An 18,177-nucleotide genomic window follows, 5' to 3' on the forward strand; every position below is an offset into this window, starting at 1 on the left:
GGATGTAGCCGATCGACTTGCTCTGCGCCCGCCCGGGGGTTCTTGGAGTCCCGAGCACACAACGCTCACGCCCTCCACCCTCACGGACAAGAACAGCCTGGCGGAGCGGACTCGCGAGCCGAAACACACAAATCCTTACGGTCTCCGGGTTCGCCCGGCCGCTCCGTCGCCTCCCCAGCACCTTCAGCGGGCTTGCCGCGTGAGGTCGAAACGCCGTGCGTCCTTCGAGGCTCGCCTACGGCTCGCACCTCAGGATGAGGGACTCATTGCACTGAATTCCTCATCCTGAGGCGCCCGCGCAGCGGGCCTCGAAGGACGCATTGACTCCCCCGCCCGCCCCCGTATTTTCCGGCCCGTTCGGGTGACTGGCGTTGAAGGTGGGAAACCACCGGGGAGCCCGATACGCATAAGCCGCGCGCCTGGGCTCCCTTTTCCGAACACGAAACCTGGAGTCCGCCGTGCCCGCCGCCCCCGACTATCCGTCCGCCCCCGATCTCGTTTCGCCCAAGCGCGCCCTGCTGTCGGTCTCCGACAAGACCGGCCTGGTCGAGGCCGCCCAGGTCCTGCACGCCGCCGGCGTCGAGCTGGTTTCGACAGGCGGCACCAAGGCCGCGATCGCCGCGGCGGGGATCCCGGTCAAGGACGTCTCGGACCTGACGGGCTTCCCCGAGATGATGGACGGCCGGGTCAAGACCCTGCACCCGGTGGTGCATGGCGGGCTGCTGGGCGTTCGCGACGCGGCCGATCACGCCAAGGCCATGGCCGACCACGGCATCGGCGGCATCGATATCCTGTACGTGAACCTCTATCCGTTCGAGGCGACCGTCGCCAAGGGTGGCTCTTACGCCGAGTGCGTCGAGAACATCGACATCGGCGGCCCGGCCATGATCCGCTCGGCGGCCAAGAACCACGGCTATGTCGCCGTCTGCACCGATCCCTCGGACGTCGGCGAAGTGCTGGAGGCCCTGAAGGCCGGCGGCACCACCCTGGCCCTGCGCCAGACCCTGGCGGCCCGCGCCTATGCCCGCACGGCGGCCTACGACGCGGCGATCTCGGCCTGGTTCGCAAGCGCGCTCGGCCAGGACTTCCCGGCCCGCAAGTCGATCGCCGGCGAGCTGCGCCAGACCATGCGCTACGGCGAGAACCCGCATCAGAAGGCGGCCTTCTATGCGTTCCCCAACCCGCGCACCGGCGTGGCCACGGCGACCCAGCTGCAGGGCAAGGAGCTCAGCTACAACAACATCAACGACACCGACGCGGCCTTCGAGCTGATCGCCGAGTTCGATCCCGCGCAAGGTCCGGCCGTGGCGATCATCAAGCACGCCAATCCGTGCGGCGTGGCGGTCGGCGGCTCGCAGCGCGAGGCCTATGAGCGGGCCCTGGCCTGCGACCCGACCTCGGCGTTCGGCGGCATCGTGGCGGTGAACTCGCGCCTGACCCGCGAGGCGGCCGAGGCGATAGTCGAGACCTTCACCGAGGTGGTGATCGCCCCCGAGGCCGACGACGACGCCATCGCCGTGTTCGCGGCCAAGAAGAACCTGCGCCTGCTGGTGACCGGCGGCCTGCCGGACGCCCTGTCGACCGGCGACACGTTCAAGAGCGTGGCCGGCGGCTTCCTGGTGCAGTCGCGCGACGACGCGCGGATCACCGCCGCCGACCTCAAGATCGTCACCCAGCGCCAGCCGACCGAGGAGGAGGTGCGCGACATGCTGTTCGCCTTCACCGTCGGCAAGCACGTCAAGTCCAACGCCATCGTCTATGCCCGCGCCGGCCAGACCCTGGGCGTCGGCGCCGGCCAGATGAACCGCAAGGACTCGGCCCGGATCGCGGCCCTGCGCGCCGCCGATTTCGGCCTGGACCTGAAGGGCTGCGCCTGCGCCTCGGAAGCCTTCTTCCCGTTCGCCGACGGCCTGATCCAGGCGGCGGAAGCGGGCGCGACGGCGATCATTCAGCCGGGCGGCTCAATGCGCGATCCGGAAGTGATCGAGGCCGCCGACAAGCTGGGCCTGACCATGGCCTTCACTGGCGTCCGGGTGTTCCGCCACTAATGCTCAGCGCCGATTGGGGACATCAGCTGGCTCAGCACTCTCGGGTCTTTCGACCCGAGGGACCGGGGCCGTTCCCGACGGCGCTGATCCTGCACGGCTGCGGCGGCAAGACGCCGTTTCTCGAGGCCTATGCGGCGACGGCCGTGGCGGCGGGCTGGGCGGCCGTGGTCGTCGACAGCCTGGCGCCGCGCGGCCTGACCTCGCTGGACGCCAAGCTGACCGTCTGCACCGGCGTGCGGCTGCGGGGCGCCAGGCGGGCGGCCGACGTCTTCGCCATGCTGGCCTGGCTGGAAACCCAGGACTGGGCCGATGCGGGTCAGCTGTTCCTGGCCGGCTGGAGCCACGGCGGCTGGACGATCATGGACGCCTTTGCGCTGGGCGATCGCGCCGCGGCCATCACCGGTCTTTCCGACGCCCGCGGCGAGGCCTTGCGCCAGGCGGTGAAGGGCGCGCTGCTGGTCTATCCCTATGCGGGCTACCCGGCCCTGACGACGCGGCATGGCTGGGGCGAGGGGACGCCGCCGGTCTGGTCAGTGCTGGCCGGCAAGGATCAGGTCGTCGGCTGGAAGGCGCCGAAGCTGGCCCTGGATCGCCTGGCCAAGGACGGGCTGACGGTCGATCAGCGCTTCCTGCCCGACGCCACTCACGCCTTCGACGACGAGAAGGCCAACGACCCTCGGGCCCGCTACCGACCCGATCTGGTGGAGGAGATGAAGACCTATCTGGCCTCGGCGCTGGCGGCCTGCGGGCCACGATAGAGCCGCCGCCAGACCCACTCCAGCGGGCCCATCGGGAACCGCGACATCCAGGCGTGGGACCACAGGATCTGCGCGATCCAGATCCCCGCCACGATCGCCGCCAGCCCCGGCCGGTCGACCTTGCCGAACAGCGACAGCCCCCGGCCGCCGTAGAAGATCGAGACCATGATCAGCGACTGGGCGATGTAGTTGCTGAACGCCATCCGCCCGACCGGCGCCAGCAGCTTTGGGATCGCCTGCCAAACCCCGCTGGAGCGGATGGCCAGGACCATCAGGCTGACATAGGCCAGGGTGGCCAGCGGCGCGGTCGCGCTCTGGACGCCCATGAACGTGCTGACCGCCAGCTTCGACAGGTGCGAGGCGAAGATCCAGGCGATCAGGCCGGCCAGCAGGACCAGCGAGGCCAGGCCCCAGGCCAGCAGCCGGCGATAGGTCCGGGCCGAGGCCTCGCCGGTCAGCACGCCGGCCTTGAAGCAGCCCAGGCCGATCATCATCAGGGCGCTGGTCATCAGCACGATGACCGGCTCGGCGGCCAGCCGCTGCACGCGCTCCTTGGCGTTGGCGATCAGCGAGCTCCAGGCGTCGCCGCCGAACGCCGCAGCCGTCTGGGCATGGGCGGCGGCGGCCTTGGCGGTGCGGGCCGCCGTGGACGGGGCGGGCTCGAAGGTCGACAGCACCGGCCCTGCAATGAACAGCACCGACAGGATCGACCAGATGACGATGCCGGTCTTCAGCAGGCGGCCGGCGCTCCATGACCGGGCCCGCATCATGAACAGACCCGCCAGGGCGTAGCTCAGCAGGATGTCGCCGTACCACAGCAGGAAGCCGTGCAGCAGGCCGAACACGGCCATCCAGGCCAGGCGCCGCGTCAGGACCCCGCTGCGCTCATGATCCCCCCGCTCGCCGCCGACCAGGAACAGCGAGACGCCGAACAGCATCGAGAACAGGGTCACGAACTTGCGCTGGAACAGCCACTGGGTCACGGCCCAGACGCTCAGGGTCTCGGGGCCCGTCCCGTGCGGCCAGCGCAGCACCGACTCCGACAGCGCCGGGATGACGGCGAAGTCCGGCGCGTTGCACAGCAGGATGCCCAGCACCCCGAGCCCTCGCAGCGCGTCCAGCAGGACGATCCGATCCTTGGTCATGACGAAAAACTCCCCCTGCGGAGGAGCCTGCCGCGTTTTGCGTCAGTCGACAATCGGGGCGCGATTAGGGGCGCGGGCCAGCACGATCGCGCCCAGGGCCATGAACGCCGCCGAGACCACGACGGCGATCCGCTGGTCGCCGGCCAGGCGCGTGCCGATGGCGATGACCAGCGGGGCCAGGAAGGCCGTGGCCTTGCCAGACAGCGCATAGAGACCGAACCAGCGCCCCGTCTCGCCCGGCGGGGCCAGTTCGGCCATCCAGGCCCGCAGGGATGACTGGGCCGGTCCGAAGGTCAGGCCGACGAACAGGCTGAAGAACAGGAACATCCGCTCCGGCGTGCTGGCGAACAGGGCCCCCGCCTGGGCCGGCTCCACCGGGATCAGGAAGAAGATCGTGTCCCGGCCGACAAGGCCCACGCCCGTCGCGCCGAACAGGATCACAGCCGTGGCGATCAGCACGGTCTTCTTGGAGCCGACCTTCTGGTCGACCCGCCCACCGATATAGGTGCCGATGCCGGCGGCCACCGACAGGGCGATGGCGTAGAGCCCCAGCTGCGTCGTCGTCCAGCCGAACAGGCCCGCGGCCAGCACGCCGCCGAACGCGATGAAGCTGGAGATGCCGTCGCCCAGCAACATCCGACCGATCAGGAAGGTCAGCATGTGCGGCTTGGACGGCAGGCTGCGGATCGTCTCCCACAACTCCTTCAGGGGCTTCTCGCCGCTGCCTGCCGCCGGTTTGGGCGCGGTCAGCATCAGCGGCCAGGCGAAGACCAGGAACCAGACGGCGACCAGAGGGCCGACGATGCGGTCCGGCTCATGCATCGCCTTCGACAGGCCCAGCATCGGGACCTCAGGCAGCGAGAAGCAGAAGAGGACAATGAACAGGGTGATCAGCGCCCCGACATAGGCCAAGGCCCAGGCGGTCCCCGAGAGGCGCCCCAGCTGGCCCGGCTTGGCTATGGCCGGCAGAAGGGCGTTCATCACCGTCACGCCCAGTTCGGCCACGACGCCGGCCACGACCAGGCAGGCCAGGATCAGCGGGATGCGGCTGGTCTCGCCGGGGGTTGCAAGCCACAGGCCGGCGCTGGCGATGACGAACGGAACGGCCAGGCCGATCAGCCAGGCGCGCGGTCGGCGATGAGCGTCGATGCTGGCCCCCACCAGCGGCGACAGCACCGCGATCAAGAGGCCCGAGATCACCCCGGCATAGCCCAGCAGGCTCTGCCCCCGGACTGGGTCGCCGACGAAGCCGGCGGCGAAATAGGGCGTGAAGATGAAGGTCGCGATCAGCGCCCAGTACGGCTGCTGCGCCCACTCGTAGAGCGTCCACGCCACGCGCCGACGATCGCCCTGGTCCATCCCTACGCTCCCTTACCGCCCCTCCCTCGTAAGGGAGAGGCGGGCAAGGGGCCAGTCCTCTTAACCGGCGGTCGACAGCTCGCGCAGGGCGGCGTTGGCGATGGTCAGCTTGGCGAAGGTCCAACCGCCGCCAGCCTGCTCGATGTCCTCGATCGTGCGCTTGGCGATCTTGGGATGATCGCCGCGCAGAGCGGCCCACGAGTTGATCGCCGCCTTGGCCGAGGCTTCATCCTCGCCGGCCTGCGACGAGGCGGCGAACTTCAGCACCGCCTGGGTGATCGCGGTCTGCTCGCTGAGCATGTCCTCGATCAGGCGACGCACCGCCAGGCGCTCGAAGGCGTCGCCGCCCACGAACGAACCGGCCGCGCCGCGCAGGCGGTCGAAACCGAAGGCCGCGCCGACCTGATGGTACAGGCGGGCGACGTTCTCGACGTTCCAGCTGGACGCATTGCCCAGGTCGACGAGGTCGGCGGCCGTGGTCGAGGGCTGCAGGGCCGCGACGGCCTGAGCCAGGGCTTCGGGCGCGCCCTCGGCGACATAGGCCTTGGTGCGCTTGCCGACCGTCTTCTGCTCGAACGGCGACAGGATGGCCGGCGTCATGGCTTTCAACTTCTGGACCGACGGACCGTAGGCCTCGACCAGTTGCTGGACCGTGGACTTGTCACGGTGAGCGCGGCGGGCCAGCCAGAAGCTGAGGCTGCGCAAGGCATAGGCCAGGGCCTTGTAGAGCGCCGTCTGGCCAGCGGCCGAGGCCTTGTTGTCCAGGCCGTTGACCTGGTCCCACAACCCATCGACGCCCAGGATCTCGCGCGCCGCGGCGAAGCCGACGACCACCGCGCCGATGTCGGCGCCGGCGGCGGCCTTCAAGCGGCTCGGGAAAGTCGGGCCGCACATGTTGACCATCTGGTTGCCGACCACCGTGGCGATGATCTCGCGCTTCAGCCGGTGCTTCTGCATGGCGTCGGCGTACTGATACAGCCCCTTGGGGAAGTAGCCGCGGAGCGTGGCCTCGAACCACGGATCGTCCGGCGCCTGACTGGCGACGATCTCATCGAACAGGTCCAGCTTGCCATAGGCCAGCAGCACCGCCAGCTCGGGCCGGGTCAGGCCCTTGTTCGACGCCTTCCGCTCCAGCAAGGCGGTGTTGGTCGGCAAACCCTCGACGCGACGGTCCAGACGGCCGCGCTGTTCCAGGTCGACCATGTAGCGGATCTGGGCGTCGACCTCGGACGGCGCGTCGCTCTCCAGCAGAGTCAGCGCCAGGGTCTGGTCGTAATTGTGCTCCAGCACGTGGTGGGCCACGTCATCGGTCATCGAGGGCAGCAGCACGTTGCGGCTCTCGCGGGTCAGCTCGCCGCCACGCTCCAGGATCCCGGTCAGGATCTTGATGTTGACCTCGTGGTCGGAGCTGTCGACGCCGGCCGAGTTGTCGATGGCGTCGGTATTGATGTGACCGCCGGCCTGGGCGAACTCGATGCGGCCCGCCTGGGTCAGACCGAGGTTCGCGCCCTCGCCCACGACCTTGACCCGCAGGTCCGCGCCGTTGATGCGGATGGCGTCATTGGCCTTGTCGCCGGCGTCGGCGTTGGTCTCGCCCTTGGCCTTCACATAGGTGCCGATGCCGCCGAGATAGAGCAGCTCTGCCTTCGACTTCAGGATCGCGGTCATCAGATCGGCGGGCGAGACGGACTCGGCCTTGATCTCGAACAGCTCGCGCACTTCCTTCGACAGCGGGATGCTCTTCAGGCTGCGGGCGAAGACGCCGCCGCCGGCCGAGATCTTCGACTTGTCGTAGTCCTCCCACGACGAGCGCGGCAGCTTGAACATCCGGTCGCGCTCTTCCCACGAGGCGGCCACGTCGGGGTTCGGGTCGAGGAAGATGTGACGATGGTCGAAGGCGGCCAGCAGCTTGGTGTGCTTGGACAGCAGCATGCCGTTGCCGAACACGTCGCCCGACATGTCCCCGACGCCGACGGCCGTGAAGGACTGGCTCTGGATGTCCTTGCCCAGCTCGCGGAAGTGGCGCTTGACCGCTTCCCAGGCGCCGCGGGCGGTGATGCCCATGACCTTGTGATCGTAGCCGACCGAACCGCCCGAGGCGAAGGCGTCGCCCAGCCAGAAGCCGTAGCTCTCGGCCACGCCGTTGGCGATGTCGGAGAAGGTCGCCGTGCCCTTGTCGGCGGCCACGACCAGATAAGGATCCTGATCGTCATGCGCCACGACGGACGGCGGCGGCACCACCTGGTTGTCGGCGTCGATATTGTCGGTCAGGTCCAGAAGGCCAGACAGGAAGGTCTTGTAGGCGCGGATGGCCTCGGCCTGGATCGCGTCGCGATCGCCGCCGCGCGGCAGGTGCTTGGGATAGAAGCCGCCCTTCGAGCCGACCGGCACGATGACCGCATTCTTGACCTGCTGGGCCTTCACCAGGCCCAGGACCTCGGTGCGGAAGTCGTCGCGGCGATCCGACCAGCGCAGGCCGCCACGGGCGACGGGACCGAAGCGCAGGTGCACGCCCTCGACGTGCGGGGCTGAGACGTAGATCTCGCGATAGGGCTTGGGGGCCGGCAGGTCTTCCAGCTCGCGGGAAGCGATCTTGAAGCTGATATAGGCCTTGGGCGCACCGTCCTCGGCCGGCTGATAGAAATTGGTGCGCTTGATCGCCCCAACCAGGGCGGCCAGGCGGCGCAGCACGCGGTCGGCGTCCAGGCTTTCGACGGCCTGCAGGGCCTCGACGATCTTGGCCTCGACGGCGGCGGCCTGCTCCTGGCGGGTCTTGAGGTCGGCGCGGACGGCCGGGTCGAACTTGGTCTGGAACAGGTCCAGGATCAGGCGGGCGACGCCGGGATGATCCGACAGCGCCTGCTCCTGCACGCCCTGGCTGGGATCCAGGCCCGACTGCTGGCGATAACGGGCCAGCGCCCGGACCAGCGCGGCCTCGCGCCAGCCGATGCCCAGTTCCATCACCAAGCGGTTGAAGCCGTCGCTCTCGGCGCGGCCCGTCCAGATGGCGACGAACGCCGCCTCGAAGGCCTGCTTGATGTCGCCGAACACCAGGTGCTCGCCCTGTTCGTCGCGCAGGACGAACTCGTGCACCCAGACCTTCTGGCCCTTGGGCGAGACCTTGAAGCCTTCCTCGATCAGGGCCTTCAGACCCATGTGCTCCAGGATCGGCAGCACGTCGGCCAGCGGCGCAGCGGCGTCCGGGCGATAGAGCTTGAAGCGCATCGTCACCGCGTCGTCGTCGGCGCGGCGGAAGGCGCGGACGCGCACCGCCTCCCCCTCGGCCAGGTCGTCGATGACCTTGATGTCGGCCAACGCTTCGTCGGCGTCGTACTGGTCGCGATAGCCGGGCGGGAACGCACCGGCATAGCGGGTCAGCAGCTGGGCGACGCGGCCGACCTGGCCTTCGCGGATCACCGCCTCGAAGCGGTCATCCCAGGTGCGGGCGGTCTCGGCGATGGCGGCCTCGGCGGCGGCCAGATCGGGGTCGCCATGCTCGCCCGGCTGGACGCCCAGGATGTAGTGGACCCGCGCCAGCGGCGCGTCGGAGAAGCTGGGATAGTAGGCCGACACCCGGCCGTGGAAGGCTTCGGCCAGAATGTCGCCAGCCCGGGCGCGGACGCCGGAGTCATAGCGATCGCGCGGCACGAACAGCTGCACCGAAATGAAGCGGTCGAACGGGTCGCGGCGGGCGAACAGCTTGACGCGTGGACGGTCGAACAGGTGCAGCACGCCCAGGGCCATGGCCAGGAGTTGGTCGACATCGGTCTGGAACAGCTCGTCGCGCGGCCAGGTCTCGAGGATGTTGCGCAGGCGCTTGCCGTTGTGGCTGTCGGGATCCTTGCCGGCCCGCGCCAGCACCTGGGCGACCTTGTGGCGGACCAGCGGCACGTCGCGCGCCTGGGTCTCGTAGGCCTCGGCGGTGAACAGGCCCACGAAGCGGACCTCGCCCGAGGCCTTGCCGTCGGCGCCGTAGCGGCGCACGCCGATATAATCGGTGTAGCCGCGGCGGTGGACGCGCGAGCGCAGGTTGGACTTGGCGACCACGATCGGGTCGCCGATGTCGATCTGGGTGCGCAGGTGGGCCGACAGGATGGCCGGCTCGCTGCTCCGGCGCAGCACGGTGCGGGCCTGGTCGCGCAGCACGCCCAGGCTGCCTTCGGGCTGGTACAGCGGCTCCTCGGCCGCATAGCCGCCGTCGGCGGTGCGAGGATATTCGTAGACCCGGGCGCCCAGGAACACGAAGTGGTCGCCTTCCAGCCAGTTGAGGAACGCCAGATCCTCGGCCTTCTCCTCGTCGGAGACCGGCGCGGCGGCGCTCTGCAGCTCCTCGATCGTGCGGCGCATCAGGGCGCGCATGGCGTCGAAGTCCTGGACGGCCAGGCCGACATCGCCCAGCGCTTCGCGGACGCCTTCAAGCAGGGCGGCTTCACGGTCTTCACCGACCGGGGCCAGCCAGATCTGGATCATCGAACGGCGCGTGCCGCCACAATCCGACACCGGGTGGAACATGGCGCGGACCGAGAAGCCGTTCTCGGTCACTTCGCCCATGATGCTGTCGACCAGGAACGGCCGGTCCGGCTGGACGATCTCGAGCAGGTCGGACGGCGTCTCGCCGCCCTCGGCGCGGCGAATGCGGATGGCGGGTTCGGAAAGGTCCTTGGCCTGCTCGCCGAAGCGCCAGAAGTCGGCCAGGGCGCGGGCGACATCGGCGATGTCCAGCCCGGGAAACTCCTCGGCGGACCAGTCGTCCTGAGCCTGGGCGGCGAAGTCACGGGCGGCGGCGGAGAGGGCCTCGACCGGGGACCCGAGCGCTTGAGCGAAAGCGGCCACCAGGGGGCCGATTGGAGCTTCAGACGACTCAGGGCCGGTTTTTCCGCCGAACATAGGATTTCCTCGCGAATTTTGGTCGCAACCTAGCCCTTTCAGGCGTGCGTTCAACCGACTAGGTGGGAAATCTCATGCATTTCTGCCAGCCATTTTTACACTGGCGAACGCGGAAGCGCCGCCGGCTGGGGGAAGCCGACGGCGCAGGCCCGCGAGGGGGGATGCGGGCGTTTCCAGCACGATCTTGGCGGCCTTGCCAGCTTCGATCGGCGGGGTGTCCGGGTGGGGGATAACCGGACAGACCATAGATAGGCGCCAGGGCCCGGGGTTTAAGAGCCAAGCCTCACTTCTTTTGTGTCGAAGTCTTTTTGGGCGCCGCCTTCGGCTTGGCGGCCAGCAACCGCTCGCCCTGCGGGTCGCCATCTTCGGACAGCAGGATGGCGATCCAGCGCGAGCCGTCGAACTGGGCCAGGATCAGCATGGCCGCCACGGTCAGCGGCGTGGACAGGAACATGCCCGTCACGCCCCACAGCGCGCCCCAGGCGGCCAGGGACAGCAGCACCACGGTCGGGTCCATGTTTAGGCTGTCGCCTTGCATCCGCGGCAGGATGACGTTGCCGACGACGAAGAAGATCGCCTGCAGGGCGCAGAACAGGATCACCGCGGGCCACAGGCTGTCGGGGAACTGCACCAGGGCAAACAGCGGCGGCATGAAGCAGCCGATCGCCCCGCCCAGGATCGGGATGTAGGCGGCCAGGAAGATCAGGAAGGCCCAGAAGAACGCGTTGTCCAGGCCCACCAGCATCATCACCACCCAGGCCGCGCCCGCGATCATCACGCCGGTCACGGTCTGCAGCCACAGATACTGCTCGACGCCGTCGCGGATGCGCTGGAACAGCTTCATGTTCTGCTCGCGCTCGGCGTGCTGCGGGTACAGCGCGACGATCTTGCGGGCGAAGCCCCGGCGCGAGGCGATGATGAAGCCCAGATAGATCATCACCAGCAAGGCGTTGGAGGCGAAGTTGCCAAACGACGCAGCGACCTGGCCGATGTAGCGCTGCGGGTTCAGCTGGTTGATCAGACTGTCGATGGTCGGCGCGACCTGGACGCCAATCGCGTGGGCGACCTTGGCGATGATGCCGTTCAGCCGCGGGCCATAGTCCATCAGCTGGTCGAAGAAGCCCTTACCGTTGGCGATCACCACCCAGAACGACGCGCCGAACAGCAGGATCGACAGCACCACCGCCGCCGGCAGGGCCACGCGCGGCGGAAACAGGGTCGGGGCTCGCGCGGTCAGCACCCGGGCGAAGCTGTCGATCATCACCGCCAGGAACACCGCCAGGGCCAGCGGGATCAGAATGCTGCGCATCCAGTAGAGCGCCGCAACGGCTGCAACGACGGCCAGGAACACCACGGCGTTGCGCGTCGTGACGGGAGGCGAGGCAGGCGCGGGCATTGTAAAAAATCTCCTGGATCGCGGCCGACATTGCCCGCGTGGATTGGCGCGAGGCAAGGCCCCGGCTACGCTCCAACGACCTTTGCTGGAGTTTGTGCCCCATGTCGCTGTCGATTGGCGAAAACGAGATCCTGGTTGGCCTCGGCGAAGGCCCCGTGACCCAGCGCCTGGACCGCTCGAACCGGCACGGCGTGGTGGCCGGCGCGACCGGCACCGGCAAGACCGTGACGCTGCAAGTGATGGCCCAGGCCTTCTCCGACGCGGGCGTGCCGGTGTTCGCCGCCGACGTGAAGGGCGACCTCTCTGGCGTCGCCATGCCGGGAACGCCGAACGAGAAGATGCTGGCCCGCGCCGCCTCGATGGACCTGGCCCTGTCGCCCTCGGCCCCGCCGGTGATGTTCTGGGATCTGTTCGGCCAGAAGGGCCACCCGATCCGCACGACCATCTCCGAGATGGGGCCGCTCCTGCTGTCGCGCCTCTTGGAGCTGAACGACGTGCAGGAAGGCGTGATGAACATCGTCTTCCACGTCGCCGACCAGGACGGCCTGCTGCTGCTGGACCTGAAGGACCTGCAGGCCTGCCTGAAATATGTCGCCGACCACGCCGACCAGATCGGCACGCAATATGGCAACGTCTCGGCCGCCACGGTCGGGGCCATTCAGCGCAAGCTGCTGACCTTGCAGACGCAGGGCGCCGAGCACTTCTTCGGCGAGCCGGCGCTGGACCTGACCGACCTGATGCGCACCGACGTCGCCGGTCGCGGCTACGTCAACCTGCTGGCCGCCGACCGACTGATCCAGTCGCCCAAGCTCTATTCGACCTTCCTGCTGTGGCTGCTGTCGGAGCTGTTCGAGGTGCTGCCCGAGGTTGGCGATCCGGAGAAGCCCAAGCTGGTGTTCTTCTTCGACGAGGCGCACCTGCTGTTCAACGATGCGCCGAAACCTCTCCTGGAGAAGATCGAGCAGGTCGTGCGCCTGATCCGCTCCAAGGGCGTAGGCGTCTATTTCGTCACCCAGAACCCGGCCGACATTCCCGACGCGGTGCTGGGTCAGCTGGGCGCCCGGGTGCAGCACGCCCTGCGCGCCTACACCCCCGCCGACCAGAAGGGCCTGAAGGCCGCCGCCCAGTCTTTCCGGGTCAATCCCAGCTTCGACACCGCCGAGACGATCCAGGCCCTGGGCGTCGGTGAGGCCCTGGTCTCGACCCTGGACGAGAAGGGCGCGCCGCGGGTGGTGCAGAAGACCCTGATCCGCCCGCCGGCCTCGCGCCTGGGTCCGCTGACGCCGCCCGAGCGCGCCGCCCTTCAGGCTCAGAGCCCGGTGGCGGGCGTCTATGACACCGTCCAGGATCGCGAGTCCGCCTACGAAATTCTGCAGGGCCGCGCGCAGCAGGCCCAGCGCAAGGCCGACGCCGACCGCGCCCAGGCCGAGGAAGACAAGCGAGAAGCCGCGGAGGCCAAGGTCCGCCAGCGGGAGGAAGCCCGCGAGTCGCGCCAGCCCAGCCGCCCCCGTGCTTCGAACCGGCAGACCGTCACCGAGGCCTTCGCCGTCACCCTGGTTCGCACTGTGGCCTCGACGGCCGGGCGCGAACTGATGCGCGGCCTGCTGGGCGGGCTCACGCGCCGGCGGCGCTGACCTTCCGGCGGCGGGCGCGCTTGGGCGGCGAGCGGCCCGCCAGCAGGGCCGCAGCGATGCTGGCCAGCTGATCGGCCTGGAACGGCTTGCGCAGCACCGGCCAGGGCAGGTCGGCCGGCGCGCGGTCCACATGGTCGCCCGCATAGCCGGTGGTCAGCAGCACGGCCAGGTCCGGCCGGTCCTTCGCCGCGGCCCGCGCCAGCTCCACGCCCGAAACGCCGCCGGGCATGATGATGTCGGTCATCAGCAGGTCGAAGACCTGGCCGCTCTTCAGAACCTCCAGCGCCGCCGCGCCATGGTCGGCCGTCGTCACCTCGCCGCCCAGGTCCCGCAGCTGACCGCAGGCGATCTCGCGCACGGCCGGATCGTCCTCGACCAGCAGGATGCGGGCGCCGTCCAGGCGAGCCGTCACCGGCGCGACGATCGCCGCCGTCGACGCAGCGCACGCTTCGGTGGCCGGCAGATAAAGCGCCACCGTCGTGCCCTCTCCCTCGACGCTCTCGATCTTCACCCCGCCGCCGCACTGGCGCAGGAAGCCATAGACCTGGGCCAGACCCAGGCCAGTGCCCTTGCCGACCTCCTTGGTCGTGAAGAACGGCTCGAAGACATGGGCCAGCACCTCGGGAGCCATGCCGGCGCCGGTGTCGCTGACCGCCACCCGCACATAGTCGCCAGCGTCGGTATCCAGGACATCGCCATCCTCGAGCCTCACCGGCTCCACGGTGATCCGAATCTGGCCGCCCGCGCCGGTGGCGTCGGCGGCGTTGACCACCAGGTTCAGCAGCGCCGCCTCGAACTGAGCGGCGTCAGCGCGTACGTTCTGCGCCAGCCGGTCGCGCCGGACTTCCAGGGCGATCGCCTCACCGACCGCGCGACGCAGCAGCGGCTCGGCCTGGTCCAGCAGGGCGACGATATCGACCACTTCCAGCTTCAGTTCCTGATGGCGTGAAAAGGCCAGCAGCTGCCGGGTCAGGCGCTCGCCGCGTCGGCCCGCCGCCAGCGCCGCTTCGCCCAGCCGCGTGACGCGCGCCGTATCGCCCGGCCGTCGCAGGATCATGTCCAGGCCGCCGACGACCACCGTCAGCAGGTTGTTGAAGTCGTGCGCCACGCCGCCGGTCAGCCGGCCAACGGTCTCCAGCCGCTGGGCCTGAGCCAGCGCCGCTTGAGCCACAGCCGTTTCGGCCATGCTGGCCTCCAGCGGTTCGCTCGATGACCCGGTGCTCCAGATCGCGGCGCGCCTCGACCGTCTCGGTGAAGTCGAAGCTGCTGCCGATATGGCCGGCATAGGCGCCCGAAGCGTCGAAACGCGGCGCGCCGACGCTGTTGATCCAACGCCATGCCCCGTCGGCCCTGCGCAGGCGGAAGGCGACATGGAAGGTCTCGCGCCGGCGGGCGGCGGCGTCAGCCACGTCGAGCGCGGCGGTGCGATCGTCGGAATGCATGCTGTCGAACCAGTCGCCGGCCAGTTCCTGCTCGAGCGTCCCGCCCCGGAAGTCCAGCCAGGCCTGGTTGAACCAGTCCGGCTGACCATCGGCGTTCGTCGCCCAGATCAGCACCGGCGCCGAATTGGCCATGCCTCGGAACAGCTCCTCGCTGCTGCGCAAGGCCGCAGCGGCCTGCCGCTCCTGGGTCACATCCCGGAAGGTGACGGCGATGTCGCCGCCCAGCCGCACGCCGCTGGAGCGCACCCAGCGCTCCTCGCCGTCGATGATCCGCCGAACGTCGATGTCGTCGGGCCCGCCAGCCTCCAGCAGACGCCGGAAACGTTCGACCATGTCCTGGCCCGTCGCATCGGGAAATACCTCCAGCACCCGACGCCCCAAGAGAGTCGGCACACCGGCCGGCCGCATGGAATCGGCCATCGGATTGGCGTAGGTCCAGCGGAAGTCGACGACCTGTCCGCCCTGGCGCATCGGCTCCAGGATCACGAAGGCGTCCAGCGATACCTCTTGGGCCGAACGGAACCGCTCCTCGGCGGCAAAGCCCGATCGGACGGCCAGACGCAAGGCCTCGACCAGCACCACGATCAGCCCGCCGCACAGCAGGAACATGGAGAGCTGCACGGTCTCGCGCAGATGTGGCGTCCAGGAATCGTCCGGGGCCAGCCAGAACCGCCAGGCGACCAAGGCGCTTAGGGCCAGCGCCAAGGTCCCGGGCCCCAGGCCGCCGACCATGGCGGCCACCATGACCGCGACGAAGAACGGTGGGAAGTTGACGGCGACGCCGGTCAGGGCGACCGCGGCCATGCGGGCGGCGATCGCCAGCAGCACGAACAGCAGCGCCAGGGCGTAGCGAAGCTCACGCCGATCGGCCGCCGTCACGAATCTGATGGCCGTCCGTCCAAGCACTTCTAGAGCCCCGCCTTGCCGCCCCGTTTAGGCTTCGCCTAACGTTTCGGGCAGGCCGAGGTTCCGGTCAGGCCGAGCGCTTGGCCTCGACAGGCTGGGGCCTCTCGCTTGGAACAATGGCCTCGACGGCGACGGCGCTGGCCACCGTCCAGGCGCCGATGGCGTCGACAGGCGCCGGACGGCCGATGGCGTAGCCTTGCAGCTCGGTGCAGTTCTCGCCCCGCAGGAACAGGATCTGCTCCTGGGTCTCGACGCCCTCGGCCACCACGGGGATCTCCAGACTGCGGCCGAGGCCCAGAACAGCGCGCACGATGACGGTGGCGCGGTCGTGGCGATGGATGTTCTCGACGAAGCTCTTGTCGATCTTGATCTTGTCGAACGGGAACGACTGCAGGGTCGACAGCGACGAGAAGCCGGTGCCGAAGTCGTCCATGGCGATCCGCACGCCCAGCGCCTTCAGGCGGCGCAGGTTGTCCAGAGCGCGCTGATAGTCCTTGAACAGGGCGCTTTCGGTGATCTCCAGCTCCAGGCGAGCCGGCGACAGGCCGGTGGTGATCAGCACCTCATGCACCAGCGTCGGCAGAGCCGGATTGTGCAGCTGGATCGGCGAGAGATTGACCGCGATGCGCAGCGGCTTTTCCCACGAGGCGGCGTCGGCGCAGGCGCGGCGCAGGACCCAGTCGCCCAGCGGACCGATCAGGCCGTTCTCCTCGGCGACGGGAATGAACTCCAGCGGCGAGATCATGCCGCGGGTCGGATGGTTCCAGCGGACCAGGGCTTCGAAGCCGCAGACCTCGCCGTCGGTGGCGCGGGCCAGCGGCTGATAGTGGACCACCAGCTCTTCGTCGATGATGCCCTGGCGCAGGTCGCGGGCCAGGTTGCGGCGCTCGCGGATCGTGTCGTCCATCTCGCGCTTGAAGAAACGATAGACGCCGCGGCCGCTCTCCTTGGCGCGGTACAGGGCCATGTCGGCATTGGCCATCAGCGCCTCGGCGGTGCGGCCGTCGTCGGGATAGAGGCTGACGCCCAGGCTGGCGCCCATGGCCAGTTCCTGGCCGTCATGCACGACCGGCGCGGCCAGCAGGTCGATCAGGCGGCCCGACAGCTCGGCGGCTGCGGTCGGCTGGTCGCCGCCGGCGATCTGGACCACGATGAACTCGTCGCCGCCCAGGCGCGCGGCGAAGGACGGCGCGTGGACGACCGACTGCAGACGGCGGGCCGTCTCGACCAGCAGCGAGTCGCCGGTCAGGTGGCCGTGCTGGTCGTTGGCTTCCTTGAAATGGTCCAGGTCGATGCAGATGACCGACAGGCTCTCGCCCGACGCTTCGACGCGCTCAACGGCGGCGGCCAGGCGGGCCTGCAGCGAATTGCGGTTGGGCAGGCCGGTCAGGCCGTCGTGTTCGGCCAGGTAGCGGATCTTCTCCTCGGCCGCCCGACGCTCGCGCAGGTCGCGGACGGCCAGGACGGTCAGGCCCGAAGTCTCGATGCGCGCGCCATCGTCCATCAGGCGCGAGAAGACTTCGATCGGGATCTGACGGCCGCCGTTGACCGGCTGCAGCTTGCCTTCACGGCGCATGCCGTCACGGGCCACCGCGCCGTCGTCGTCGAAGGTCAGCATGGCGCCCATCAGCGGACGGCCGACCAGTTCGTCCAGCGGCGCGCCGGCCAGTTCGCAGAAGGCGGCGTTGGCGTCGTTGATCTGGCCCGCCTGGACGACGACCAGGCCTTCGTAGGCGGCATTGGCCAGGCGGCGGATGCGCTCGAGGGCCGAGCGCGAGGTTTGGGATTCGATGGCGACGGCGCCGAGGCCGCCCAGGATGATCATGCCGGTGATCGAGCCGACGGCCAGGGTCAGGATACCGCCCGACAGCAATTGGTCGGGCACGACGATCGCGCCATCCGGCACGATGGTGATGGCCGACATGCCCACGAAGTGGAGCGAGACGATGCCCAGGCACAGCACGCCGCCGCCCAGCATCTGGCGCTTGATGGTGCGGGCCGCGCCCGCCAGGACCAGGGCCGCGGCCGAGCCGCCGATCCCCAGGATGGCCGAAAGACCGACCGTCGCATGCTCCCAGACCAGCTGGCCCTGGGTCACGAAGGCCGACATGCCGGTATAGTGCATCGCCGCGACGCCCAGACCGAGCAGAACGCCGCCGGTCAGGTCGTTGGTGGTCGAGCGCTGGGCCGAGGCGACCGCGAAGCCGGCGGCCATGAACACCGCGGCGATCATCAGCGACAGCAGGGTGCCGCTGGGGCTGTAGCCGGTCTTCAGGCCGGGGGTGAACGCGACCATGGCGATGAAGTGGGTGGCCCAGACGCTGGACCCGGCCACCAGGCCGGTCAGCAACAGCCAAGCGGCGCGCACGTGACCGCGCGCGCCCTGCATCCGTGAATACAGGCGGAACGTCGTGAAACAGCCGGCGATGCAGACCACCGCCGCGACGACCACCAGACGCAGGTCATGCTCGGTCGTCAGGCAGTTCAGGAACTTCAGCACGCACGTCCCCCGAGAGTTACTTCCGGACAGCGCTACAACAGGAGTTACAAATAAACCGTTGCGACAGTCAGGGCGCGACAAATGGCCATAGCCTCATTTCCT

The 18,177-nt window shown here is 69.1% G+C and carries 9 protein-coding genes, 3 pseudogenes and 1 riboswitch; of the genes and pseudogenes, 4 read left to right on the forward strand and 8 right to left on the reverse strand.

Going from position 1 to position 18,177, the window contains the following annotated elements:
- Positions 1-199: 199 nt before the first annotated feature.
- The 3 genes and pseudogenes from E1H18_RS26700 to E1H18_RS09040 all read left to right on the forward strand — a co-directional run bounded on the left by E1H18_RS26700 (position 200) and on the right by E1H18_RS09040 (position 2,806).
- Positions 200-365, forward strand: a pseudogene (locus tag E1H18_RS26700) (hypothetical protein).
- Positions 352-432, forward strand: a riboswitch (ZMP/ZTP riboswitch). (Overlaps the previous pseudogene by 14 nt.)
- A 26-nt stretch (positions 433-458) precedes the next feature.
- Positions 459-2,048 (forward strand): bifunctional phosphoribosylaminoimidazolecarboxamide formyltransferase/IMP cyclohydrolase, encoded by a 1,590-nt coding sequence (gene purH, locus E1H18_RS09035; protein WP_172266503.1) that lies wholly within the window; start codon positions 459-461, stop codon positions 2,046-2,048.
- The gene (locus tag E1H18_RS09040) at positions 2,048-2,806 is read left to right on the forward strand and encodes a dienelactone hydrolase family protein (RefSeq protein ID WP_172266506.1); all 759 of its coding nucleotides are present in this window, start codon (positions 2,048-2,050) and stop codon (positions 2,804-2,806) included. The genes purH and E1H18_RS09040 overlap by 1 nt, the downstream gene beginning before the upstream one ends.
- Here the strand turns inward: E1H18_RS09040 and E1H18_RS09045 are convergent.
- The 4 genes from E1H18_RS09045 to E1H18_RS09060 all read right to left on the reverse strand — a co-directional run bounded on the left by E1H18_RS09045 (position 2,767) and on the right by E1H18_RS09060 (position 11,593).
- On the reverse strand, positions 2,767-3,951 hold the full coding sequence (locus tag E1H18_RS09045) for a DUF418 domain-containing protein (protein WP_172266509.1): 1,185 nt from the start codon (positions 3,949-3,951) through the stop codon (positions 2,767-2,769). The genes E1H18_RS09040 and E1H18_RS09045 overlap by 40 nt on opposite strands.
- Positions 3,952-3,993: 42 nt before the next feature.
- A complete protein-coding gene (locus tag E1H18_RS09050; RefSeq protein WP_172266512.1) occupies positions 3,994-5,310 on the reverse strand; it encodes an MFS transporter in 1,317 nt (438 codons plus the stop codon).
- A gap of 60 nt (positions 5,311-5,370) precedes the next feature.
- Positions 5,371-10,197, reverse strand: coding sequence for an NAD-glutamate dehydrogenase (locus E1H18_RS09055; protein WP_172266515.1), 4,827 nt, complete (start codon positions 10,195-10,197; stop codon positions 5,371-5,373).
- A gap of 283 nt (positions 10,198-10,480) precedes the next feature.
- A complete protein-coding gene (locus E1H18_RS09060) occupies positions 10,481-11,593 on the reverse strand; it encodes an AI-2E family transporter (RefSeq protein WP_172266518.1) in 1,113 nt (370 codons plus the stop codon).
- Between the two features lie 101 nt (positions 11,594-11,694).
- On the opposite strand from E1H18_RS09060, the gene E1H18_RS09065 reads away from it, so the two are divergent.
- Positions 11,695-13,227, forward strand: coding sequence for a helicase HerA-like C-terminal domain-containing protein (locus tag E1H18_RS09065; RefSeq protein WP_172266521.1), 1,533 nt, complete (start codon positions 11,695-11,697; stop codon positions 13,225-13,227).
- Here E1H18_RS09065 and E1H18_RS09070 read toward each other — a convergent pair.
- From E1H18_RS09070 to E1H18_RS09085, 4 genes and pseudogenes are all read right to left on the reverse strand, one after another.
- Complete coding sequence (locus E1H18_RS09070; protein ID WP_370526485.1) at positions 13,208-14,149, reverse strand: ATP-binding protein; 942 nt, start codon at positions 14,147-14,149, stop codon at positions 13,208-13,210. The genes E1H18_RS09065 and E1H18_RS09070 overlap by 20 nt on opposite strands.
- Before the next feature lie 72 nt (positions 14,150-14,221).
- A pseudogene (locus E1H18_RS27280) lies at positions 14,222-14,512 on the reverse strand (histidine kinase); the annotation flags it as partial.
- Positions 14,463-15,575: pseudogene (locus tag E1H18_RS26705) on the reverse strand (PAS domain-containing protein); the annotation flags it as partial. The pseudogenes E1H18_RS27280 and E1H18_RS26705, both read right to left, overlap by 50 nt.
- A 67-nt stretch (positions 15,576-15,642) precedes the next feature.
- On the reverse strand, positions 15,643-18,105 hold the full coding sequence (locus tag E1H18_RS09085) for an EAL domain-containing protein (protein ID WP_172267636.1): 2,463 nt from the start codon (positions 18,103-18,105) through the stop codon (positions 15,643-15,645).
- Positions 18,106-18,177 lie beyond the last annotated feature (72 nt).

It is taken from the genome of Caulobacter sp. RHG1, from assembly GCF_013181195.1.
Lineage (GTDB): Bacteria > Pseudomonadota > Alphaproteobacteria > Caulobacterales > Caulobacteraceae > Caulobacter.